The following is a 23,628-nucleotide window of genomic DNA, read 5'->3' as shown; positions in this document are numbered from 1 at the left end:
TGACGCCGGCCAGCCCGCAGCCGAGCGCGCAGCGCGACCAGTCGAGCGCGAGCCCCGCCTGCGTGAACGCGTCCGCACACGCGACGCCGATCGACGCCCATGCACGCTCGATGCCGAGACCGAGCCCCGACGGGCCGCCACGCCCCTGCGCAAGCTCGCGGCCCTGCCGATCCGCCAGCACCGCGCGGGTGCCGGTGCCGCCGCCGTCGATGCCGATCGCAAAAAGTATTTCCGTCATGCGTTGATCCTGCCGATTCGAACAGGCGCCAAGCTTAACCGGATCGGCGCCGCGCGCCCATCTGCCGTTCGGCCGGCTTTGCCGCACCAGGGGCTTCCGCTATGCTGGCGCGATCGAATCGAAACGGGAAGCGAGGCGGACGATGTCGCAGCGGTGCAACTGGGTGAGGACGGAAGCGGATGCGCAATATCACGATACGGAATGGGGCGTGCCGTCGCAGGACGATCGCCATCTGTTCGAGATGCTGATCCTCGAAGGCGCGCAGGCCGGGCTGTCGTGGTCGACGATCCTGAACAAGCGGGCCGGCTACCGCGCTGCGTTCGCCGATTTCGACGTCGACGCCGTCGCGCGCTTCACGCCGAAACGCATCGAGAAGCTGCTGGAGGATCCCGGCATCGTGCGCAATCGCGCGAAAGTGACGGCCGCGGTGACCAACGCTCAGGCCGTGCAGAAGATTCGCGACGAACACGGCTCGCTCGCGCAGTTCCTGTGGTCGTTCGTCGATCATGTGCCGATCCAGAATGCGTGGCAGTCGTATCGCGACGCGCCCGCGTCGACCGAGCAGTCCGACGCGCTCAGCAAGGCGCTGAAGGCCTACGGCTGCAAGTTCGTCGGCTCGACGATCTGTTATGCGCTGATGCAGGCGACCGGCATGGTGAACGACCACGAAGTCGGCTGCCCGTGTCACGCGAAGTGCGCGGCGCTGGGCAACAAGCAACCAGCAAAGGCGCGCAAGGCCAGTTAGGCGCGCGCAACGAATCCCGCGCCCAAAAGCGAAACGGCGGAGCGGCTTCTTTCGAAGCACGCTCCGCCGTTTCGCGGCAAACCAAGGAAGCTTAGTGGAGCTTCTTCGGCAGCATCTGGCTGCGCAGGCGCTTGTGCAGGCGCTTGACGGCAGCTGCCTTCTTGCGCTTGCGGACTGCGGTCGGCTTTTCGTAGGACTGGCGCTCGCGCAGCTCAGCGATCAGGCCATTTTTTTCGATAGCGCGACGAAAGCGGCGAATCGCCACTTCGAACGGCTCGTTTTCTTTCAGAAGAATCGTCGTCATGTCGTTCCTAAATTGCTTATACGGTCAAAAACGTAGCGGCCAAGCGCCACGCACCGGCCATCCGGGCGTTCCCACAACAGGCGAAACGAGCGGAAAAAACGGCCTCGGAGGCCGGAAAAGAGAGGCGGAAAGCACCGCGATTACGCTTCACAAGCCGCGTGCAGCGCCGCGTTTGACTGCCAGCAACCATGCCGAAAACGGCAGAGGCTTGACAGAAATCTCAATTCAGCCCGCCATGTTAGCAGGTAAACATCGGTTCGCCTACAGGTTTACCACTTTTCCGTCGCGATTCGGCATCGCTGACACCTTCCGGCCCCGGCCCGCATGGCGCAGCGACGATCCCCCCCTAAAAACAAAGACCGCGATAAAAATCGGGCCGAATCTCAACGTTGCCCTCAAGTTTTGTTTTGGGCCGCCGAAATCCTGCTCTGAGGCGGCCAGCAATGAACGAGTGCTTCCGCCGATGCCAAATTGGCTTTCCAGGGCTTTCGGCTTAAACAGGAGATTTTTCCATGCTCGGAATTAACAGCAACATCAACTCGCTGGTTGCTCAGCAAAACCTCAACGGCTCGCAAAGCGCACTGTCGCAAGCCATCACCCGTCTGTCGTCGGGCAAGCGCATCAACAGCGCAGCGGATGATGCAGCAGGTCTGGCGATCGCGACCCGCATGCAGACGCAGGTCAACGGCCTGAACCAGGGCGTGTCGAACGCAAACGACGGCGTGTCGATGATCCAGACCGCATCGAGCGCACTGTCGTCGCTGACCAACAGCCTGCAGCGTATCCGCCAGCTGGCCGTGCAAGCATCGAGCGGCTCGCTGTCGTCGAGCGACCAGGCAGCACTGCAACAGGAAGTCACGCAACAGATCTCTGAAGTGAACCGTATTGCGTCGCAAACGACGTACAACGGCAAGAACATTCTCGACGGCTCGGCAGGCGTGGTGAACTTCCAGGTCGGCGCGAACGTCGGCCAGTCGATGAGCCTGAACCTGACGCAAAGCCTGTCGGCAGCGTCGCTCGGCGGCGGCTTCGCGCAAGCCGGCAACGTGCTGGGTTCGTTCACGAACCTGAGCCTGACCGCAAACGGCACGGCAGCAGCAGCAGGCACGACGCCGGCGATCACGCAGATCAACGTGCTGGCCGACGGCAAGGGCGGCTTCTCGTACACGGACCAGAACAACCAGGTCCTCTCGACGGCCGCTGCGGCAGCCCTGTTCTCGCCGTCGACCGGCGGCGCAAACGGCTCACTCACGCTGTCGGCCGTCGCAGGTAGCGCGCTCGACCCGGCAAAACAAATTACCTCGATCTCGGCGGCCAATGCGAATGCGCCTGCTGCAACGGGCGTCGTCCTTGGCACTATCCAGGGCATCTCCGTTTCTGCTACAAACGGCAGCGACGTGGCAGCGGGGACCGCAGGTGCGATTACGTCGATCACGGTCAAGTCCGACGGCAACAACGGGTATTCGTACTTCGACCAGAACGGCACCGCACTGACGTCGGGCGCTACCGGCAACCTCTTCGCAACCGCGGCAGCAGCAGCTGGGACCACGGGCTACCAACTCTCGTGGAAAGCCACAGCACCGGCAAGCAACTTCGCGAACGTCAACAACAATAACCAGCTGTCGACGGTTGCCAACGTCAGCGTGGCAACGTCGACCGGCGCGAACCAGGCAATCGAAACGATCGACAACGCGCTGGCCTCGGTGAACAACATCCAGGCTCAGCTCGGCGCGGTGCAGAACCGTTTCACGGCAATCGCGACGACGCAGCAAGCCCAGTCGACCAACCTGTCGCAAGCGCAATCGCAAATCCAGGACGCCAACTTCGCGCAAGAAACGGCTAACCTGTCGAAGGCGCAAGTGCTGCAGCAAGCTGGCATCTCGGTGCTCGCGCAAGCGAACTCGCTGCCGCAGCAAGTGCTGAAGCTGCTGGGTTAAGTCGTCACCCGGCGACGCTCCGCGCACGGCATGCTTCACGCCGCGCGCGGAGCGCGACGTTTACCTCGCGGGCGGCCCGCGCCGCTCGCGACTCGCCAACCGGCGACATACCGTAAAGATTCCCAAACGAACGGGGCCTCTCCATGTCCACGATACCCACGACCGCCGCCACGTCCGCGAACGCCAATTCCGCGCTTCAGCAAGCCGCACAATCGATCATCAGCGGCTCGACCGGCAATTCGTCGATGGATGTCAACTCGCTGGTGACGGCACTCGTCAACGCAAAGACCGCGGGTCAGGCGGCGGCGCTGACCACGAAGCAAACCACGGACAACACCCAGATTTCCGCGCTCGGCACGCTGAATGCGGCGCTGTCGGCACTGCAGGCCGGCCTGTCGTCGCTGTCGGACGGCACGATGCTGTCCAAGTTCGCCGCAACGGCGAGCGGCACCGGCCTGACCGCGACGGCCGGCGCCGGCGCCGTCGCAGGCAGCTATTCGGTCACCGTCTCGCAGATCGCGACCGCGCAATCGCTGACCTCCGGCTCCTTCACCAGCGCAACGAGCCAGCTCGGCACCGGCACGCTCGCCGTTTCCGTCGGCGGCAAGTCGATGAACGTGACGATCGACTCGACCAACAATACGCTGTCGGGCATCGCGTCTGCGATCAACTCCGCAAGCGGCAACCCGGGCGTGACCGCGACCATCGTCACCGGCACGGGCGGCGCCGCCCACCTCGTGCTGAACTCGACCGCGACCGGTGCCGCCAACGCGATCAGCGTATCGGTCAGCAACCTGCAAAACGACAAGGGCCTGTCGAACCTCGGCGTCACGTCGACCGCCGGTTCCGGCACGAGCGCCTCGACGATCACGTCGGTGGGCACGGGCGCGAACGCGTGGACGCAGAACACCGGCGCGCAGGATGCGTCGTTCTCGATCGGCACCGTCGCCGCAACCAGCGCGAGCAACACGGTCACGTCCGCGATCGCCGGCGTGACGCTGAACCTGACGGCTGCCGCGGTCAGCACGACGCCCCAGACGCTGACGGTTGCGAAAGACACGACGTCGCAGGCCACCGCGATCACGAATTTCGTCAACCTGTACAACACGCTCGTCACGACGATGAACTCGCTCTCGTCGTTCGACAAGACGCAGTCCGCCAGCGCGCAAGGGCCGTTGCTCGGCGACTCGACGCTCAACACGATCCGCAATACGCTGAGCTCGGTCGTCAGCAACGGCGTGCGAGGCGGCACCACGAACACCAGCCTCGCGTCGATCGGCATCTCGCTGCAGGCCGACGGCACGTTGCAGACGGACACGACGAAGCTGAACGCCGCACTGCAGAACAACCCGACCACCGTCGCGACGCTGTTCGCGTCCGGCACCGGCGTCGCGGCACAGCTCAACACGGACATCACGTCGTACGTCAGCTCGACCGGCATCATCGCGACCCGCACCGCCGCGCTCAACAAGGACCTGACGAGCATCTCGACGCAGCAGACCACGCTGTCGAACTATGCGGCACAGCTCACGAGCCAGTATCAGGCGCAGTTCACCGCGCTCAACACGCTGATGGCGAAGATGAACAACAACCAGCAGTACCTGACCCAACTGTTCGGCGGCTCGAACAGCCAGGGTGCGCTGTCCGCCAACAAGGGCTGATCGACAAGGGGCCACGCTCGATGAACCAGACCGCACTGATGGAACGCCTGCTGTTGCTCACGCAGGCGATCGAACACGCAAGCGCGATGGCCGACTGGCCCGAGGCCGCGCGCCTCACCGAAATGCGCTCGGCGCTGTTCGAATCGCTGGCAGCCACGCAGGAACCCGCCATCCTCGAAGCCGTCCGCAAGATCCAGGCGATCGATGCGGCCGTGCTCGCGAATGCGCAATCGACGATGACCGAACTGCAGGCCGAATACCGCGAGCTGATGGGACGCGCGAACGCCGCCGGCCAGTATCAGCACATCGCGACGATCTGAATCACGCGGAGCGCGACGGATGCTCCGCGGTACAAGACAATAAAACCAACGCGCCAGAGTCAGGGCGCGCTCGTTCGACTCACGCCCGCTTCATGCGGGCGTTTTTTTTGGTTCGACACGGATTGCCGTGGAACGCGGCGGCGATCTCGCGGAAAAAGCGCGCCATATCACGCAATATCGCGCCAGGTCACGCCACATCACCTCCGATCGCGCCACATGAATCCGGCCGCCGGCCCGTGCCGACGCGCCGCGCGTTCGGGCATCGCGCCCGCTCCGCCATCGTCATCGCTAATTCATCAAACAGGCAGGGATTTACGCCTCAACTCGCACATTCGGCGCAATCGGGCCGAACGCATAATCCCCCAACAATGCCCTTTGTGTGTACCGACTCCATGACGCAGCCGCCGCTACCGCCCGAACAAACCGCTTTGCCCGATGACGTCCAGCTCGAGCAAGACCTGCAGCTCGTGCTGCAAAGCGCGATCGCCGAGCATCACAATGGCGCGCTCGACAACGCGGAAGCACTCTATCGAACCCTGCTGGACGTTCGCCCGCATCACTGCGACGCAAACTACAACCTCGGCCTGCTCTTCATGCAACGCGGGCTGTTCGATGGCGCGCTGCCGTACCTTGAAACGGCGGTGGGTACCAATCCCGGCCAGGGCCAGTATTGGGCAAGCTATATCGACGCATTGCGGCGCGCGGGTCAGTACGAGGCCGCGTGGATCATGCTCGAGATGGCTCAGCAACAGGGGGTCAAGGGACCGGCTGTCGATACGCTGATTCACCTGATGGCACAAACCGGCGCGGCCGCGCCGACCGCGCCGACCAGTTCGATCGCCGCGCCGGCCCAGTCCAGGCCCGCGGACGCAGCACCCGCAGACGCCGCATCGAAAACGCCGGCGAAGGCCAAGGCAGCGCTGCTGGCTGCGGGCAAATCGCCAAGCACGCGACAAATGCAGGAACTCGTCGTGCTGTTCAACAGCGGACGCATCGCCGAGGCCATCGCGAATGCGCGCTCGCTGGCGAAACGATTCCCTGCGCACCCGATGGGCTGGCGGGTGTTGGGGCTTGCGCTGCATGTCGTCGGACAGTACGACGACGCGGTCGAACCGCTGCGAACCGCGCTGGACCTCGCCCCGGAGGACGTGCAGGCCGGCGCGGTGCTGGCCGACATCCTGCGATTGAAAGGCCAGTTCAAGGATGCCGAAACCATCGCACTGCAGCTTCTGAAGGCCAACCCGGAGTTCGCCGAGCCGCACCGCATTCTCGGGCTGTGCCTGCAGGCCGAGCGACGGCTCAAGGATGCGGAAGCGTGCTGCCTGCGCGCCGTCGAGCTCCAGCCCAAGGTCAGCGAGATGCACAACACGCTGGGCGTCATCTATCTGGATCAGGGCCGAACGCTGGACGCCGAAGGCTGCTTCAGGCGCGCGCTCGACATTCAGCCGGACAACGCGTTCGCGCATCACAACATGCTGTTCTGCCTGAACCACAACCGCGACATCGACGCGGCAGCGCTATTCGAGCAGCATTGCAATTTCGGGCACCATTGCGAGGCGCCCCTGCGCCCATCGTGGTCTCAGCACACCAATGTGCGCGATCCTGAGCGCAAGCTGCGCATCGGGTTCATCTCCGCCGACCTGTTTCACCACGCAGTCGCGATCTTCATCGAGCCGGTGCTCGCTCACCTCGTGAGCGACGAGCGCTTGTCGATCCATATCTACTACAACTTCACGCGCGAAGACCAGGTCACGGAGCGTCTGCGCGGATACGCGACAACCTGGGATTCGGTGTGGGGGTTGAGCGACGAGGCACTCGCGCGGAAGATTCGCGCGGATGGCATCGACATCCTGATCGACCTGTCGGGACACACTGCCCGCAACCGCCTGTTGACGTTCGCCCGCAAGCCCGCCCCGCTTCAGGCGAGCTGGATCGGCTATCCGGGCACGACCGGCCTGCAGGCCGTCGACTACTACCTGGCCGACCGGTTCCTGGTGCCCTCGACGTCTTTCGAAGCTCAGTTCACCGAGAAGATCGTGCACCTGTCCGCCGTCGCGCCGTTCCAGCCGCCGAGCGTCGCGCCGCCCGTGAACCTGCCGCCAGCGCTGCATAACGGCTACGTGACTTTCGGCAGTTTCAACCGCCTCAACAAGCTGCACCCGGACGTGATCGCATTGTGGGCCCAACTGCTGCGGGCGCTGCCCACCTCGCGCATGCTGATCGGCGGCATGCCGGAAGACGGCAGCAACGGCGGGCTCGCCGACTGGTTCGCCGCCGAGGGCATCGCGCTCGAGCGGCTCGATTTCCGCCCCCGCGCGTCGCTGACCGTCTATATGCAGCAGCACCACCACGTCGACATCTGCCTGGACACGTTCCCGTACGCCGGCGGCAGCACGACGCTGCATGCGCTGTGGATGGGCGTGCCGACCATCACGCTCCCGGGGCCGACGGTTGCAAGCCGCGGCGGCGCAACGGGGCTGCCGCAGGTCGGACTGGACGAATTCATCGCGCAGGACAAGGACGCATTCGTTCAGATCGGCCTGCGGTGGGCAAACGACCTTCCCGCGCTCGCCGAGCTGAGAGCCGGCTTGCGCGCGCGTTGCGTTCAGTCGCCGATGCTCCATCCCGAGGTGATCGCCGCCGAACTGTCGAATGCGCTGCGGATCATGTGGCGGCGCTGGTGTGCGAACCAACCCGCCGTTTCGTTCGACGCGACCCTGCCGGACGACCATCCGGCCAACACGCGCGCGGAGCAGCCCGTCGCCGCGCCCGCCGAAATTTGAACACCCGTACTGCGTCGAGGAAAGCATGACCGCCAGCCTCCCACTCAGCGCCATTCCGCGGCAGGCCGATGAGCGCATTTACGTCACCCAGCCGCATCTCGCGCCGCTGGACGAATTCATGCCGTTCCTGCAGAAGATCTGGGACAGCAAGGTGCTCACGAACGGCGGCCCGTTCCATCAGCAGCTGGAAAAGGCGTTGTGCGAGTATCTGGGCGTGCAGCACCTCGCGCTGTTCACCAACGGCACGCTGGCGCTCGTCACCGCATTGCAGGCGTTGCGCATCACCGGCGAGGTGATCACCACGCCCTATTCGTTCGTGGCGACCGCCCATTCGCTGCTCTGGAACGGCATCAAGCCCGTGTTCGTGGACGTCGCACCCGACACGCTCAACCTCGACCCCGCAAAGATCGAGGCAGCCATCACGCCGCAGACCACCGCCATCATGCCGGTTCACTGCTACGGGCATCCGTGCGACGTGGACGCAATCCAGAAGATTGCCGACAACTACAACCTGAAGGTGATCTACGACGCCGCCCATGCGTTCGGCGTGGAGACCGATCGCGGCAGCGTGCTGCAACACGGCGACCTGTCGATCCTCAGCTTCCACGCGACGAAAGTGTTCAACACGTTCGAAGGCGGCGCGATCATCTGCCCCGATGCGAAAACCAAGCAGCGCATCGACCACCTGAAGAATTTCGGCTTCGTCGATGAAGTGACGGTCGTCGCACCGGGCATCAACGGCAAGATGAGCGAAATCAACGCGGCGTTCGGCCTGCTGCAGTTGCGGCACATCGACGAAGCCCTCGCCCGCCGCAAGGCGATCGACGCGCAGTACCGCGCGATGCTGCGCGACATTCCGGGCATTCGCTGTCTGCCCGACGCGGGTGAGAAGGTGGCCAATTACGCGTATTTCCCGATTCTGGTCGAGGCCGACTATCCGCTCAGTCGCGATGCGCTGTACCAGAAGTTTCGCGACCACGACATCTATGCGCGCCGCTACTTCTACCCGCTGATTTCGGATTTCCCGATGTACCGGGGCTTGCCGTCCGCCGATCGAAACAATCTGCCAGTCGCCGCCGGCGCCGCGCTGAAGGTGCTCTGCCTGCCGATCTATCCGGCCCTGTCAACCAGCGAACTCGAACGGATCGTCGGAATCATCGCGGACTGCTGACGATGAAGCTGGCGATCATGCAACCGTATCTGTTTCCGTACGTCGGCTACTTTCAGCTCGCCGCGGCGGTCGACAAATTCGTGTTCTACGACGACGTCGCGTTCATCAAGAACGGCTGGATCAATCGAAATCGCATCCTGCTCGGCGGGCATGCGCATTACCTGACGGTGCCGCTCGTCGGCGCCAGTTCGTCGCGCAGGATCGACGAAGTGCAGATCCAGCCACGCGAACGCTGGCAGCCCAAGCTGCGCGAACTGCTGCGCCACGCGTATGCGAAGGCGCCGCATTACGCCGGCGTGACGGAACTCGTGGAGCGCATCCTGTCGCTCGAGACCGACTCGATCGCGCGGCTCGCCGCGCATGGCGTCATGGAAACCTGCCGCTACATCGGCATCGCCCCCGCGTTCGTTGCAACCTCGACGCAGTACCGCAATGCCGCGCTCAAGGGCGAGGTGCGGGTGCTGGACATTTGCGCGCGTGAACAGGCCCGCACCTACGTCAACCTGCCCGGGGGACGTGCGCTGTACGACCGCGCGAGCTTCGCCGCCGCCGACATCGATCTCGCATTCGTCGAGCCCGAATTGCGTCCCTATCCGCAATTCGGTGCGCCGTTCGTGCCGGGCCTGTCGATTCTGGACCTGCTGATGTTCAACCGCGTGGATGCGGTGCGGGCAATGCTGCTCGCCGGGGTGGCAGCATGATCGAAGACGCGATCGGCGGATACTTCGGACTCGAGATCGCGGGCGATCGACACGAATGCCACGCGAACGCATTGCGCTTTCAGTCCGCGCGCGCCGCCTTCCTGGCACTGCTGCGTGCGCAGCAACCTGCGGCCGTATGGGTGCCCTGGTATCTCTGCGACAGCATGCTCGAACCGCTGCAAACGACGGGCACGACGCTCAAGCGTTACGCAATCGGGCACGACCTGAGCTGCCCCGACGTCGAACTCGGCGACGGCGAGTGGCTGCTGTACGTCAATTATTTCGGGATCTGCGACACGCACGTCGATGACGTGCTCGCACGCCATCCGCGCTCGCGCGTGGTGATCGACAACGCGCATGCGCTGTTCTCCGCGCCGCGCGATTGCCTCGCCACGATCTACTCGCCGCGCAAATTCGTCGGCGTGCCGGATGGCGGCTACCTCGTCACGCAGTCGGCGGTGCCCGTGCCCGATGACATCGACGACGGCTCGATCGAGCGCAGCAGGCACCTGCTCACGCGTGTGGCGGCCGGCGCGGAAGCCGGTTACGCGGCGTACGCGGCCGCCGAGGCGAGCCTGCGCTGGCAGGCTCCGCTGCGCATGTCGCCGCTCACGCAACGCCTGCTGGCGGGCATCGATTACGACGCCGTGCGCGCCCGACGCGCGGCGAACTTCCGGTTTCTGCACGAATGCGTCGGGCACCGCAACCGCCTGGCGATACGCATCGACGACGACGCGGCGCCGCTTTGCTATCCGTTTCTCGGCGCCCCCGCCGGGCTGCGCGACATGCTGCGCGCCCGCCGCATCTATACGCCGACCTACTGGCCGGACTTGAGCGACTCGCCCGACATGCCCGCGTTCGAACGCACGCTGCCGGAGACGACGCTCTTCCTGCCATGCGACCAGCGCCTGTCGGCCGCGCAACTGGCGCCGCTGACGCACCTGCTATTGGAGCAACTCGATCGATGAAGGACGAGATTTTCCTGCGCGAACTCGAGCGCACCGACCTTGCCGCGCTCAACGCGTGGCGCGCCGATCGTGAACTGGTCGGCAAGCTGGGCAGCCCGTTCCGCTACGTGAACGCCGAGGTCGACGACACATGGTTCGACGCGTACCTGGCCGGCCGCAGCCGCACGGTGCGGCTCGCGATCTGCGCCAGGTCGACGCGCGCGATGGTCGGCGTCGCGTACCTGCTCGACATCGACTGGGTCAATCGCAGCGCGGAATTCGCGATCCAGCTCGGCGATGCGGCCGTGCGCGGCCGTGGCATCGGCACCGAGGCGACCCGCCTGACGCTTAGCCACGCGTTCGACGACCTGAACCTGCACCGCCTCTTCCTGACCGTGCTCGCGACCAACACGCACGCGATCGCGCTTTACGAAAAGGCGGGCTTTCGCGCGGAAGGCCTGTTGCGACAGGCGGCCTTCAAGGAAGGCCGCTACGTCGACGCGATTCCCATGGCGCTGCTGGCCACCGAGCGGCCGCCACTCGCCTGACCCCTCTTTGCGATCTGACTCATGCATCCTCCAATCGAAACCCGTCATGGCGACGCGCTCGCGACCGCCGGCTGGACGGTGATCCCGGACCTGTTCGACCACGCGCTGATCGACGCGCTGTGCGACGCACTCGGCCCGTCGCTCGCACTGCGCGACGAGATCCGGCGCCGCAACGGCGTACAGCACGACGCGTCGGGCACCCTGCACCATCTGCTGAACGACAGCCCCTGCTATGTCGAATTGCTGGCGCGCTTCGCCGCGCTGGAACCGATGTTCCGCGAATTCCTCGGTGGCAACTTCATTCTGAATTCGTATGGCGGGGTGCTCAACGAACGCGATTCGCACGCGTATGTCCAGAACGTGCATCGCGACATCCGCTTCGGCTCCGATGAGCGGCGTTTCATGCTGAACGCACTCGTGATGCTCGACGATTTCACCACACAGAACGGTGCGACCTATCTGTTGCCGCACTCGCAAACGCTGCAGGCGCGCCCGGATGACGAAGGTTTCTACGCCGGGGCCGCACGCGCGACCGGCACGCGGGGCTCGGTGCTGCTGTTCGACTCGCGCCTGTGGCATGCCGGCGGACGCAATCTGACGGACGCGCCACGCCGGGCGCTGACGCTCACCTTCACGAGCCCGTTCTTCAAGCCCCAGCTCGATTACGCACGGCTGTTCGGCTATCACAACATCGAACGCTGCGACGCCTGGCTGCGCCAGGTGATCGGCTTCAACGCACGCGTGCCCGAAACGCTCGAGGAATTTTACGTGCCGGTCGAGCAGCGCTTCTATCAACGTGGACAGGACTGATCACATGAGCCGGGATTACAACGCCGAAGCGAAAGACCACACGGACCACCGCTACGCGTACGACTTCGACTACCGGATGCACGAATACATGATCCGGACCTTCGAGCCGTTCCTGCAAAGCGGCAATGCGCTGGAACTGGGATGTTTCGAAGGCAATTTCACGCAGCTGGTGGCCCGCCGCTTCGACAGCCTCGAGGTCGTCGAGGCATCGGGTGACTGCATCGCCGCAGCGGCGGCCAAGGTCGGCGAAACGGTGAAGTTTCACCACACGACGTTCGAAACGTTCGAGCCGCAGCGACGATACGACAATATTTTCCTGATCCATACGCTCGAACACCTCGATCATCCGGTCGACGTGCTGCGGAGGATTCGCGGGTGGCTGTCGGAGCATGGCCGGCTGTTCGTCGCCGTGCCCAATGCGCGTGCGGCATCGCGGCAGATCGCGGTGCAGATGGGATTGATCGATCACGCAGCGGCCGTGACGGCAGCGGAATCGGCACATGGTCACCGCGTAACGTATTCGCTCGATACGCTCGGTGCGGACTTGCGCGCCGCAGGGCTGCGGGCGACGACGACGGGTGGCGTCGTGTTCAAGGGGCTCGCGAACTTCCAGATCGACGCAGCCCTGCAGGCCGGGATCATCAGCAATGCGTATCTGGATGGGTGCTTCGAGCTGGGGCGCGTGTATCCGGATCTTTGCTCGAGCGTTTATTCGATCTGCGAGCAGGGCTGAGAATCCCGTCACGCGTCAATTGCTCGAACACCCCCCACAGCTGCTCGAACTGCACGAACTGGAACTGCACGAACTCGACGACCCGCCACTCGACCCCGAGTCGCTCGAGCAACTGCTGCCCATCCCGCCCGAGCCGCCACCGGTTCGCGCGGCGGCGCCCAACGAAACCGTCGACGGCACCAGCAGCGCGCTCGAACGCACGGCCCACGCCGTGCCGGCCAGCGCGTCGGCACCGAACAGCGCGGCCGTCCACAACATGTCGTCCGGCGCGTCGCGGTCCCCTCGCCGCTCATCGCGATGCGCATCGAGCCACGCCTGCCCGCCGTACGTCGCACCGCCGCGCCCGAAACCGGTCAAGCGCCTGGTCACGATCCGACAGGCGAACCCGAACACCACCATGCTGATCACGAGCAGCAGCACGGGCCGCCCGCGGGTCAGCGCAACCGCGAATTTCGTCACGCCCGTGCCGAGCACGAGCAGTGCGATCGCTCGCGCGGCCATCCGCGCGGCCCGCATCTCGCCCGGCGCCCATAGCCAGCCCTTCTTGCGCAGCGCGTCAGCGTATTCGGGTTCGCGCTGCGCGAGTCGCTGTCGAAATGCGCCGTAGCTCGCCTCATGATCGGGCTGCGCGTGCAGCCATTCCCAGTCGTCCGCGTAACGGCCCGCCTGCTCCGGATCGCCGCTGCACACGCGCGAGCCGCTACGCTTCGACGCCCAGAGCCTGATCGCGCCCGCATCGACGAGCGTCAGCGTCGTGACCTGCGCCATCCGCGCCGCGCCGCCCGTGAGATACGCGGCCTCTTCCGTATTCAGGTCGGGCGACGCTTCGCGATCGCGCGTCCCCCAGGTCCGGCGCCGGTATTCGATCCGTTGCAGGCCCACGATCAGCAACAACGCGCCGATGCAGAACGGGATGTAGAACGCGAGAAACTGCGGCCCCGTGTAATTCAGCACGTTGAAATCGCTTGCGGACGCGCAGGTCGCCGCAACGCCGGCCAGCGCCGCCGGCCACGCGAATTTCTTCGGCCGTCGCCACCACGACGGCCTGTCGTCGGATCGCGACGACAGGGTCGACAAGGGCAGCGCAGGTGGCACGCTTGGGTGCGTCTCGGCGCGCTGGGTCTGGGTGTCGGGGCGCTCGCCGGCAGGACGCGGCCAGATCGATTCGGGCGGCTCGCAGCCGAACCAGCGCCGGTAGCTGTCGAGCGTCTGCCGGTAGTGACGCGCGTACACCGCGGCTTCATCGGGCGCGCCGGTGCCGGGCATGTGATGCAGCGGCGCGCGCAGCACGTCGGCGCAGAACACGTCCCAGTATTCGAGCGTGTATTGCAAATGCAGATGCCACGCCGCGTCGACCGCGAGCGACGGCGTGACCGGGTGGCCCGCCACCTGCGCGAGGAACGCGAAACGTTTGTATTCGTCGACGACGGCCAGCGCGTGCGCGTGCGACCAGTGTTCCGTGTCGGCGAGACGGCGGCTGAACGGCAGCGGCGCATCGAGGTTGTCGGGCGAATAGGCTTGCAGCCGCGCGAGCAGCGCCTGCTGCGGTTCGGTCAGCTCGCACGCGCCGGCCGCGGCCGGGGAAGGCGGGAATGGAGCCATCGGTGGTCGGCGCAACGCGCGGACGGCGGCCGCGATCGCTGCCTGGAGTTGTCGTTGCGGACGATTCTCGCACAACGGTGCGGCGCCCGATGCACCAGACGAAACGGGCCCGCCGGCCGCGCTCAGCCGATGCCGCCGGCGTCCGCGGCCATTGCCGCGTTGTGCTTCGAGTCTTGCTCCGAGTCGTGCACTGCGTCGCATGCCGCATCGTGCACCGGGAAGCGCGCCGCGCACGCCTGCCGCACACGCTCGGCCACCATGATCCAGGTGTCGTGGCGCCCGCGCCGGAACAGGCGCAGCGTGCCGGGATACCACGGCGTATCGTCGCGGTCGTGCATCCAGCGCCAGTCCACGTCCTGGTTCGGCAGCAGCACCCAGCACGGCGTGCCGAGCGACGCCGCCAGGTGCGCGGTCGACGTGTCGACGCTGATCACGAGATCGAGCTGCGCGACGATCGCGGCGGTGTCCGCGAAATCGTCGAGGTCCGTGCCGAGATGCAGCAGCGGACAGCCGGCGGGCGGATGGCGGGCCTCGTCCTCACCCTGCCCTTTCTGCAGGCTCACGAAACTGACGCCCGGCACGCTCCAGAGCGGCGCGAGCACGGCGAGCGACGGCAGCGAGCGGTGCGCGTCGTTGTGGTGTTTCGGGTTGCCCTTCCACACGAGGCCGATCCGCGGACCGGCCGGCAACGCGGCCAACCGCGCGCGCCAGCGTGCGGCCCGGGCCGGGTCGACCGTGAGCCGCAGCGGCGGCGGAATCGTGTCGAGCGTCGTGCCGAAATGCAGCGGCGCGCTCAGCAGACTCGTCCAGCAGTCGAATTCCGCGACGCGCGACGCCGCCGAATCGTGGTCGAGCACTTCGTCGATGCCGTCGACGCGTTCCAGCAGCCGGTGCAGCGCGGGCTGGCACGCGAACACCACGCGCGCCGCGCGCTGTGCAATGAAGCCGGCCACGTAGCGGCTGAACTGCAGCATGTCGCCAAGGCCGTCCTCCTGCCAGACGACGAGCGTCTTGCCCGCGAGCGGCTCGCCTTGCCACTGCGGGCAGCGCAGCATCTCGCGCGTGTGGCGGTGGACGAACCCCGGATGCGCGTAGCGCGACTCGTAAAGCCGCCAGCCCTCATCGAAGCGGCCGAGGCCGAGCAGCAGCGTCGCCAGTCCGAAACCGGCGTCGCCGTAATCGGCGCGCAGCTCGAGCGCGCGCCGGTACGCGCGCTCCGCGTTGTCGTGCCGGCCCGCATACGCGAGCGCGACGCCGAGGTTGTAGTGCACTTCGGCCAGTTCGGGCGCGAGTGCGAGCGCCTGCGCGAAGACGGCCGCCGCTTCGTCGTGGCGGCCGAGCGCGCGCACGACGCAGCCAAGATTGTTGTGCGCATGCGCGAGGCCCGGACGGCAGCGGATCGCGTCGCGATACGCGTGTTCCGCGTCGGCCAGCCGATCCTGGTTCTGCAGCGCGATCCCGAGGTTGTAGTGCGCCTCCGGATGGTCCGGGCAGAGCGCGATCGCCTGCCGGCTGGCCGCCTCAGCTTCGGGCAGCCGCTTCAGGTCGACGAGGAGCGCACCGAGGTTCGCATGCGCGTGCGGGTGATCCGCGCGGACCGCGATCGCGAGCCGGTACGCGAGCTCCGCCTCGGCCAGTCGGCCGAGCGGCCTCAGCACGTTGCCGAGATCGTTCAGCGCGTCCGGGTATTGCGGTTCGAGCCCGAGCGCCAGCCCGTAAGCGTGCTCGGCCTCGTCGAGCCGGCCAAGCGTCTCGAGCACCTTGCCGAGCCGGTAATGGTGCGGCGCCCGCACGGGGCGGACCGATGCAAGCTGGCGGCGGCATACGGCCTCGGCTTCGGCCAGCCGGCCGGACGATACGAGCAGTGCGCCGAGGCCGTCATATGGCGGCTCGAAATCCGGCGCGGCGTCGAGCGCGCGCCGCCACCACGCTTCCGCGTCCGCCAGCCGGTTCAGGCCGAGCGCGCAGACTGCCGCGACATGCAGCGCCAGCACCGGCAAGGTCGGCCCGTCGAGCAGCGGTGCGACGAGCGACAGCGCGTCGGCATGGCGCCCGTTCTGGCACAGGGCCGCGGCTTGTTGAACGCGGACGGAATCGTCGGAAGCGGGCGTATTCATCGAAGGCGGGCGGGCGCGACGGGTCGTTGGTCGTTGGTCGGGTCTGTCGGGCACGGCGCGGCGCGAAACGGCACGAAACGGCACGACAAGCGGCACGACAAGGCGGTGCGTCGTACCGGCTTGCGTGTCGGTACGGACGGATTCGAATCGCAGGTTACCGAAGCGGGCGCGCGCGCGATGCGGCGAACTGAGTGCCTTCCGCGTGGCTGTTCGGGGGATCGGCCGGGCAGCCGGGAGCGGCGATGGGCGGCATCGCGTGCAGGAAATTGGCTGGAGGCGCGCTACCTGCTCGAGTCAGGGCGAATTGCCGCCACCGTCCTGCGAATACCCTCGGCCGCCACACGGCTCAGCGTGAGCCGACGGTGCGGAGACGACTGCACAGGTGACGACGGTGCCGCCAACCACGGTCAGCAGCGCAACGGCAAGCAGGAAACCCTTCATCACGCGTTCCATGGTCTCTCCCCGGAGCGGCAGACATACACCGGAAGTCTAGTTCGGCTTGGGCCCCGCACAAACACGAGAACGCGAGAACGACTGATGGAGGAGGAAACCGCTGAAAGCCTTGATGGCAATTGGCGCGCCCGGCTGGGATCGAACCAGCAACGTCTGACCAGGTAGTTACATCTCGACAGCGCGTGCTACAGTCCCCGCGGATTTCGTCATAGGAGTTCGACATGGGATTCGCGTTCATTCGAGAAGGCGATCATACGGATCATGGTGGCACTGTCCTGTCATCTGGAGCGATTACCTTCATCGACGGTCGGCCGATTGCGTTTGTTGGCACCATGGTCACGTGCCCGAAGTGCAAGGGCGTCTTTCCGATCGTCACCAGCAAGAATCCCGGCATGAATTTCGACGGGCGCCGAGCAGCGTTCCAGGGAGACATGACCGCATGTGGTGCGTCGTTGATAGCGAGCCAGGGCAACGCCGTCGCGAACGTTCCAGTGGGCTCGGGCGGAACCGTGATTTCTGCCCGACATGAGACGGATGCTTCAACGGAGCGTTACCGCGGCCGGTTCCAGGTCGTCGGTGCTGACGGCCAACCTGCCGCAAACAGCCCATACAGCTTGCGAACGCCGGAAGGCCAGACCATCAGCGGCACAACCGACGCCGACGGTTACACTCAGTGGCATCACGCGGATTCACCAGCCTCACTGATATTCGGTCGGGAGAAAGCTGAATGAGTCGCGACGTCCCCGGCGGAATGTCAACCGAAGGAACGACGACCAAGGTCTATCTCGGCGGCGACCTCGGCCCGCAGGACAAAAAGGTGCTCTGCGGTGCGCTTTGTCAATGCAAGAACGGCCCGAACATCAGCATCGTGGGCGCTCGACTAAAGCAGGCATGCGTGGCGACGAAGCTGAACGCGCTGGACGCTAGTGGCGATAGCATCTACAAGCCCGAAATCAGCTACAACATGAACGAATACCCGCCTGCGCCCATCATGTCGTCGCGAAATCCGCTTGAACCGCACGGTTTTATTCCGAATTGGATCAAGGCTCACTACCCGGAAGGCTATGTCCTTGGCGTCGGCTGGATTCGACGACCTGACGTCGTGATCGTTAAAGACCCCGGAAAGCCGCCCACGCAAGATAATCTGTCCGGTGTGGTCGAAATGAAATTTCCACCAGACAAACGTGACATCGAGCAGATAGCGGATTACCAGGAAATCGCCGGTCCGAACGCAAAGGTCACCGAACTCGATCCAGCGAGCTGTGGCTGTCCGGACGACAATGGCGAGGAGTCATCCAGTCCCACCGTCGACGCGCTGCACGAGGCGTTTTCCTCAATTGGTCGGCAGGTGAGAAAGCTGCTCAACCAAACCGGAGCTGGTCCCGCCCCAGGAGGCGGCACGCCGCCTCCTGTACCCGTTCCAGTTCTCTAATCGACATGACCGACAAAGCATTCATCGAATACGCAAAGGCTCACCAGCGCGAGGCGCTGATTCCCGGTGGAGCGCTTGAACCGACCGACAGGCACGACTATGTCGGTGCTGCCGTCGTCGTGCGCGGTGCGCTGTTCTTCCGCAACGCTGCGGACCCCGACGTGCGCACCGCGATATCGCGGTGCTACGAGCAATATCGCGAGATTGCGAAGGACGAGTTGAAATGGCTTTGGCGGGATGGCAAGGAACCCATCAAGATCAAGAGCGGCAACCTCCCCTCCGGTACATTTACGTCGTACTCCGACAAGGCCGCGCTGACCGCTTACGTGACATCCGGGGATACCTCAGCTGACGCTGGGTTCTGGCATTTTCAGGTGTTCGGTCAGCAACGCTGGCGCGAGGCTCGCCCGCATGCTGGCTTGAATACGCTGACATTTTCCACCTCGTTACTGTACGTCGCGGAAAATCCTGCTGCGTTTCAGAAACTGTTCGTCGACTTCGCCCGTCGGCTCAAAGCCGTCAGCGGGTACGCCGGATACGCGGTGAATCTCAGTCTCGCGAAAACCGCTGCAAACGTACCGACGGAATACCAGCTCGCAAAGCAGATGATTGCCCTTGACGTCGGGGAGCCCCTGTTGCAAGCGGCACGCCTGCGTGATGGCATCAAAACGGTCGGCTGGCTTACCGCGCTCAACAAGGAATTGCTCGATAAGGCTGGCGGGCTCGATCCCCTGCGAAACGAACTGCCTCCAAACTGGTATGCGCTCTACGATTTGGACGGTGGCGTTGTAATCCAGGCTGGCCGGCGCCCTGAATCTGGCTCGTCGGCCGACGGCGATGAGAACGGGCCGCCCGTTCCGCCTCCCAACTACGTGATCCTGAACGCTGCCCTCAAATCGGTGCGCGTTCCTTCCGTGTGGCAGTTGCAGATCGGCCAGCCAGGCTCGGCATCGCCGTATTTCGCCACGACGGCCGAAAGCGACGACTGGTTGCGGCGCTTCGATGTGCCGGACGATCAGCTTTTCGAGTACAAGGCGAAGCTGCTGCATATGCCGAGGCTCGATGCCGACGGCACGTTGCCGGATCGCGCGTAACCGACCAGGCGCGACGTCGGACACCGCGCGTCACGACTGCATCAATTCGCATCTTCGTGCATCAAAACGCACGGTTTCCGCGCACCGTAAATCGCCTGGGCTGACCGCAGCCGGCTAACCGTAATTTCACTGTAACGGGAGAAAACGATGAAGTAGCGAAACCGCTGAAAGCCTTGATGGCAATTGGCGCGCCCGGCTGGGATCGAACCAGCAACCCCTGCCTTCGGAGGGCAGTACTCTATCCATTGAGCTACGGGCGCCTGTGACAGTGAAACGACCCCAAAATACCTGGTCGCCCCACGAATGGCAAGACGGCAAGGATACCCTGTTTCAGATGACGCGTCCACCACACCCGTCGAATTGGCTGCGCGGCCGGCTTTCGTGCGGGTATTGTGCGGGTAAACACGCGCGACCCCACCGCTCGCCCTGATGTAAACGTTCCGTCTATAATCGTCCGTGCTTCTTTGCACAGCCATTTTGCCGTTGCACCGCTCACAATTCCTATTCACGGAGACGAGGCAAGCATGAGCGAAGCACCCCACAAATCTCCCATCGCCAACCCCAAGCAACTGATCGCGCTGATCATCGCGTCGTTCTTGATCCCGATCGTCTTCATCGTGCTGTTCGCCGACTATGCGAACCAGGCGTTCCGTCGGGGCGCGGGCACCGACGCGCTGTCCGGTGCAGAGGTCGCAAAGCGCATCGCGCCGCTCGCGCAGGTCGACGTGAAGGACGCCAACGCGCCGCGCACCTACAAGACCGGCGAGGCAGTCTACACGGCCGTCTGCGTGGCCTGCCACGGCACGGGTGCGGCCGGCGCGCCGAAGTTCGGCAACAAGGACGACTGGGCGCCGCGCATCTCGCAGGGCTTCGACACGCTGCTGAAGACCGCGCTGGCCGGCAAGGGCGCGATGCCCCCGCGCGGCGGCACGAGCCCCGACGACTACAGCGACTACGAGATCGCCCGCGCGATCGTCTACATGGCGAACAACGACGGCGCGAACTTCCCCGAACCGGCCGCGCCGGCTGCCAACGCGCAGCAGGCCGCGAGCGCCGCGCCCGCGTCGGGCGCCGAAGCCGCGAACCCGCAGGCCGCCGCGGCAATGGCCGCGATCGCCGCGATCCCGAAGGCGGGTGAACAACCCGCGGCCGCGCCGACGAGCGCCGACGCCGCGTCCGCCGGCAAGGCGCTGTACACGCAGGTCTGCCAGGCCTGTCACGCAACCGGCGTGCTCAGTGCGCCGAAGTTCGGCAGCAAGGAAGACTGGGCGCCGCGCCTGAAGGACTCGATGGACACGGTCTACAACTACGCACTGCACGGCAAGGGTGCGATGCCGCCGAAGGGCGGGTCGAACGCGTCGGATGCCGACGTGAAGGCAGCCGTCGACTATATGGTCAACGCGGCGAAGTAACGCCACCGTTCGTCAAACAAAAACCCCCGCGGTGTGCGAGCACCGTGGGGGTTTTGTTTGGCGACCCACCTAGCCGGCCCCATCACTTCTGCAGCAGCGCCTTCAGGCTCGCCAGCCGGTCCTTCGGCGTCATCGGCGCCTCTTCGGGCGTGGGCGGCGGCGCGTCGTCGAGCCCCATCTCGGGGATGAAGCGCGACGGCTCGCAAACGACCGTCTCGCGCGCCCGCTTGCGCTTCTTGCACCAGTTCAGGTGCAGGCTGCGCTGCGCGCGCGTGATCGCGACGTACATCAGCCGGCGCTCTTCCTCGATCCGCTCGTTGTCGATCGGGCCGTCATCCTCGCTGCCGCCACGGTGCGGCATGATCCCCTCCTCGACGCCGACGAGGAACACGTGCGGATACTCGAGCCCCTTCGACGCATGGACCGTCGACAGCCGCACCGCGTCCGGATCCTCCTCCTTGCCTTCGAGCATCGACATCAGCGCGACAGTCTGGATCAGGCCGAGCAGGTTCTTGCCGGTGTCCGCCAGCCCGTCCGCGTTGTGGAAGCCTTCCGCTTCGCCGTCGACAGCCTCCGCCGCCTCGGGCTTCGTGCCCTTGCGCTTCAGCCACTCGAGGAATTCGAGCACGTTCTGCCACTTCGACTGAGCCTGCCGCTCGTCGAACGCGTCATACAGGTACGCCTCGTAATGGATCGCCTCCATCATGTCGTCGAGCACGACGGTCGCTGGATCCTTGTCCGCTCGGTCGGTCAGGCGCTGGATGAAGTCGCAGAACATCCTGAGCGGCTCGACCTGCCGCGCGGACAACCGCGCCTCGATCCCGCCCATGTACACGGCCTCGAACAGCGACACCTTCGCCTGCCCCGCGAACGAGCCGAGCGCTTCCAAAGTCGTGTTGCCGATCCCGCGACGCGGCGTGGTAACCGCGCGGATGAACGCGGGATCGTCGTCGGCGTTCGCGATCAACCGCAGGTACGCGCACAGATCCTTGATCTCGGCCTTGTCGAAGAACGACTGGCCGCCCGACAGCACGTACGGGATCCGCTCGCGCCGCAGCACCTGCTCGAAGATCCGCGCCTGGAAGTTGCCGCGATACAGGATCGCGTAGTCGCGGAACTGCGCGCGTCGCTCGAACTTGTGTGCGGACAGCCGGAACACGACCGATTCGGCCTCGTGCTCCTCGTCGTTGCACGGCGTGACGGTGATCGAATCGCCCATCCCGTGCTCGGACCACAGCTTCTTCTCGAACAGCTTCGGGTTGTTCGCGATCACGTTGTTCGCGGCGGTCAGGATCCGCACCGTCGACCGGTAGTTCTGCTCGAGCTTGACCAGGTGCAGCTTCGGGAAATCCTTGCCGAGCTGCGCGAGATTCTCGAGCGTCGCGCCGCGCCAGCCGTAGATCGCCTGGTCGTCGTCGCCCACCGCCGTGAACGCCGCGCGCGGCCCCGCGAGCAGCTTCAGCAGCTCGTACTGGCACGCGTTGGTGTCCTGGTACTCGTCGATCAGCAGGTAGCGCAGCTTGTTCTGCCAGCGGTCGCGCACCTGCTCGTTGCGCGCGAACAGCTCGGCCGGCAGGCGGATCAGGTCGTCGAAGTCGACCGCCTGGTACGCATGCAGCGTCGCGACGTAGTTGCGGTAGACCAACGCCGCCTGGTGCTCGTCCTCGTTGGCCGCGATCGTCATCGCCTCCTCGGGCATGATCAGGCCGTTCTTCCACAGCGAGATGGTGCTCTGGATCTTGCGGATCAGACCCTTGTCGGTCGTGCCGATCTGCTCCTGGATCATCCCGAAGCAGTCATCCGAATCCATGATCGAGAACTGCGGCTTCAGGCCGACGTGCTCGGCCTCCTGACGCAGGATCTGCACGCCGAGCGAGTGGAACGTGCAGACGGTGAGCTGGTTGACGGGCACCTTGCGGCCTTCCTTGCCGGGCGTGGTGAGCGTCTTGCCCTCGAGGAGCTTCGCCACGCGCTCGCGCATTTCGGCGGCCGCCTTGTTCGTGAACGTAACGGCCGCGATGTGGCGTGGCTCGAAGCCTTTCGCTTCGATCAGGTGCGCGATTTTCTGCGTGATCACGCGCGTCTTGCCGCTGCCCGCGCCGGCGAGCACGAGGCAGGGACCGTCGAGATAACGCACCGCTTCGTTCTGAGCGGGATTGAGGCCTGCGGACATGGTTGCGGATGGTGTTGCGGTTGACGGCTGGACGCCGGGAGGATGCCGCGCGCGGGGTGCCGGGTCGGGCATGCGGACGCACGGACAGGACGCGCATGTTAACACGCCCGCGGCGGCAGATTCCGGAGCCCCGCCGGACGGGGCTGTGCGGGCAGTTGGCGGCGCGTGCCCCTGTCCGTTCGGCCAATTCGGCTGCGCGCGCTTGCGATTGCGCGACAATGAGCGGGCGCATCGCATTGCACCCGCCCCTTATTCATATAGTGAGCATCACCGGATCGACACCATGGGATACCAGTTCGCCACCGCCGCGCTCGGCCCGCTGCTGCTCGTGCAGGGGCGTCACGTGCGCCGCGTCACCCCGCGCCTCCCGGAAGCCGACGGCCCGCGCAGCGGCGTGATCGGCGACGGCCCGCCGCTGCGCCTGCTCGTGCTCGGCGACTCGGCCGC

General features: G+C 65.4%; 21 protein-coding genes, 1 tRNA gene and 2 pseudogenes. 17 read left to right on the top strand and 7 right to left on the bottom strand.

All coding sequences use genetic code 11. The features are described 5' to 3' along the window. Positions 1-238 (bottom strand): annotated as a pseudogene (locus G3N94_RS28945) (ATPase); the annotation flags it as partial. Between the two features lie 142 nt (positions 239-380). Between G3N94_RS28945 and G3N94_RS28940 the strand changes: the two are divergent. After that, entirely contained in the window at positions 381-983 is a 603-nt protein-coding gene (locus tag G3N94_RS28940; RefSeq protein WP_205796184.1) for a DNA-3-methyladenine glycosylase I, read from the top strand. Positions 984-1,074: 91 nt separating this feature from the next. Here G3N94_RS28940 and rpsU read toward each other — a convergent pair whose 3' ends face one another. After that, complete coding sequence (gene rpsU / locus G3N94_RS28935) at positions 1,075-1,287, bottom strand: 30S ribosomal protein S21 (RefSeq protein ID WP_006401410.1); 213 nt, start codon at positions 1,285-1,287, stop codon at positions 1,075-1,077. Here rpsU and G3N94_RS28930 point away from each other — a divergent pair. From G3N94_RS28930 to G3N94_RS28880, 11 genes are all read left to right on the top strand, one after another. Continuing rightward, positions 1,286-1,813: a hypothetical protein gene (locus G3N94_RS28930; protein ID WP_205796182.1), complete on the top strand. Its 528-nt coding sequence runs from the start codon at positions 1,286-1,288 to the stop codon at positions 1,811-1,813. The two genes, rpsU and G3N94_RS28930, sit on opposite strands and share 2 nt — an antisense overlap. Next, on the top strand, positions 1,800-3,224 hold the full coding sequence (locus tag G3N94_RS28925; RefSeq protein ID WP_205796181.1) for a flagellin: 1,425 nt from the start codon (positions 1,800-1,802) through the stop codon (positions 3,222-3,224). Before G3N94_RS28930 ends, G3N94_RS28925 begins: the two co-directional genes overlap by 14 nt. Before the next feature lie 143 nt (positions 3,225-3,367). After that, complete coding sequence (gene fliD, locus G3N94_RS28920; protein ID WP_205796179.1) at positions 3,368-4,885, top strand: flagellar filament capping protein FliD; 1,518 nt, start codon at positions 3,368-3,370, stop codon at positions 4,883-4,885. Between the two features lie 20 nt (positions 4,886-4,905). Continuing rightward, positions 4,906-5,205, top strand: a complete 300-nt coding sequence (locus tag G3N94_RS28915; protein ID WP_205796177.1) for a flagellar protein FliT — start codon at positions 4,906-4,908, stop codon at positions 5,203-5,205. Positions 5,206-5,633: 428 nt separating this feature from the next. Next, positions 5,634-7,988, top strand: coding sequence for a tetratricopeptide repeat protein (locus tag G3N94_RS28910; RefSeq protein ID WP_241022124.1), 2,355 nt, complete (start codon positions 5,634-5,636; stop codon positions 7,986-7,988). 25 nt (positions 7,989-8,013) lie between these two features. After that, entirely contained in the window at positions 8,014-9,159 is a 1,146-nt protein-coding gene (gene vioA, locus G3N94_RS28905; protein ID WP_205796174.1) for a dTDP-4-amino-4,6-dideoxy-D-glucose aminotransferase VioA, read from the top strand. Positions 9,160-9,161: 2 nt separating this feature from the next. Further along, positions 9,162-9,860, top strand: coding sequence for a WbqC family protein (locus tag G3N94_RS28900; protein WP_205796172.1), 699 nt, complete (start codon positions 9,162-9,164; stop codon positions 9,858-9,860). Then, on the top strand, positions 9,857-10,828 hold the full coding sequence (locus tag G3N94_RS28895) for a hypothetical protein (RefSeq protein WP_205796170.1): 972 nt from the start codon (positions 9,857-9,859) through the stop codon (positions 10,826-10,828). The genes G3N94_RS28900 and G3N94_RS28895 overlap by 4 nt, the downstream gene beginning before the upstream one ends. Then, positions 10,825-11,355 carry a GNAT family protein gene (locus tag G3N94_RS28890; RefSeq protein WP_205796168.1) on the top strand — a complete coding sequence of 177 codons (531 nt, stop codon included), beginning with the start codon at positions 10,825-10,827 and terminating at the stop codon, positions 11,353-11,355. Before G3N94_RS28895 ends, G3N94_RS28890 begins: the two co-directional genes overlap by 4 nt. Positions 11,356-11,376: 21 nt before the next feature. Continuing rightward, complete coding sequence (locus G3N94_RS28885; RefSeq protein ID WP_205796166.1) at positions 11,377-12,165, top strand: phytanoyl-CoA dioxygenase family protein; 789 nt, start codon at positions 11,377-11,379, stop codon at positions 12,163-12,165. Positions 12,166-12,169: 4 nt separating this feature from the next. Continuing rightward, positions 12,170-12,898, top strand: a complete 729-nt coding sequence (locus tag G3N94_RS28880; protein ID WP_205796164.1) for a class I SAM-dependent methyltransferase — start codon at positions 12,170-12,172, stop codon at positions 12,896-12,898. 15 nt (positions 12,899-12,913) lie between these two features. Here the strand turns inward: G3N94_RS28880 and G3N94_RS28875 are convergent, their stop codons facing one another. From G3N94_RS28875 to G3N94_RS28865, 3 genes are all read right to left on the bottom strand, one after another. Beyond that, positions 12,914-14,500, bottom strand: coding sequence for a TIGR04222 domain-containing membrane protein (locus G3N94_RS28875; RefSeq protein WP_205796162.1), 1,587 nt, complete (start codon positions 14,498-14,500; stop codon positions 12,914-12,916). Between the two features lie 122 nt (positions 14,501-14,622). Continuing rightward, entirely contained in the window at positions 14,623-16,617 is a 1,995-nt protein-coding gene (locus G3N94_RS28870; RefSeq protein WP_205796160.1) for a tetratricopeptide repeat protein, read from the bottom strand. A gap of 294 nt (positions 16,618-16,911) precedes the next feature. After that, positions 16,912-17,070 carry a hypothetical protein gene (locus tag G3N94_RS28865; protein WP_205796158.1) on the bottom strand — a complete coding sequence of 53 codons (159 nt, stop codon included), beginning with the start codon at positions 17,068-17,070 and terminating at the stop codon, positions 16,912-16,914. Between the two features lie 221 nt (positions 17,071-17,291). Between G3N94_RS28865 and G3N94_RS28860 the strand changes: the two genes are divergently transcribed. Genes G3N94_RS28860 through G3N94_RS28850 form a run of 3 tightly spaced genes read left to right on the top strand, consistent with a single transcriptional unit; the run spans position 17,292 to position 19,596 of the window. Further along, positions 17,292-17,801 (top strand): PAAR domain-containing protein, encoded by a 510-nt coding sequence (locus G3N94_RS28860; RefSeq protein ID WP_205796156.1) that lies wholly within the window; start codon positions 17,292-17,294, stop codon positions 17,799-17,801. After that, positions 17,798-18,502 (top strand): VRR-NUC domain-containing protein, encoded by a 705-nt coding sequence (locus tag G3N94_RS28855; RefSeq protein ID WP_205796154.1) that lies wholly within the window; start codon positions 17,798-17,800, stop codon positions 18,500-18,502. The genes G3N94_RS28860 and G3N94_RS28855 overlap by 4 nt, the downstream gene beginning before the upstream one ends. Positions 18,503-18,507: 5 nt before the next feature. Further along, positions 18,508-19,596, top strand: a complete 1,089-nt coding sequence (locus G3N94_RS28850) for a type VI immunity family protein (protein ID WP_205796152.1) — start codon at positions 18,508-18,510, stop codon at positions 19,594-19,596. Between the two features lie 184 nt (positions 19,597-19,780). On the opposite strand, the gene G3N94_RS28845 is transcribed toward G3N94_RS28850, so the two are convergent. Beyond that, positions 19,781-19,856: transfer RNA gene (locus G3N94_RS28845), tRNA-Arg, on the bottom strand. A gap of 264 nt (positions 19,857-20,120) precedes the next feature. Between G3N94_RS28845 and G3N94_RS28840 the strand changes: the two genes are divergently transcribed. Further along, positions 20,121-21,008 carry a c-type cytochrome gene (locus tag G3N94_RS28840; protein ID WP_205796150.1) on the top strand — a complete coding sequence of 296 codons (888 nt, stop codon included), beginning with the start codon at positions 20,121-20,123 and terminating at the stop codon, positions 21,006-21,008. Positions 21,009-21,090: 82 nt separating this feature from the next. On the opposite strand, the gene G3N94_RS28835 is transcribed toward G3N94_RS28840, so the two are convergent. Further along, the gene (locus tag G3N94_RS28835) at positions 21,091-23,181 is read right to left on the bottom strand and encodes a UvrD-helicase domain-containing protein (RefSeq protein ID WP_205796148.1); all 2,091 of its coding nucleotides are present in this window, start codon (positions 23,179-23,181) and stop codon (positions 21,091-21,093) included. A 283-nt stretch (positions 23,182-23,464) separates the two neighbouring features. On the opposite strand from G3N94_RS28835, the pseudogene G3N94_RS28830 reads away from it, so the two are divergent. After that, positions 23,465-23,628: pseudogene (locus G3N94_RS28830) on the top strand (SGNH/GDSL hydrolase family protein); the annotation flags it as partial.

This window comes from Burkholderia sp. Ac-20353 (assembly GCF_017104785.1).
Taxonomy (GTDB): Bacteria; Pseudomonadota; Gammaproteobacteria; order Burkholderiales; family Burkholderiaceae; genus Burkholderia.
Note: the sequence above shows the minus strand (reverse complement) of the source record. Positions and strands in the feature narration are given on the sequence as shown.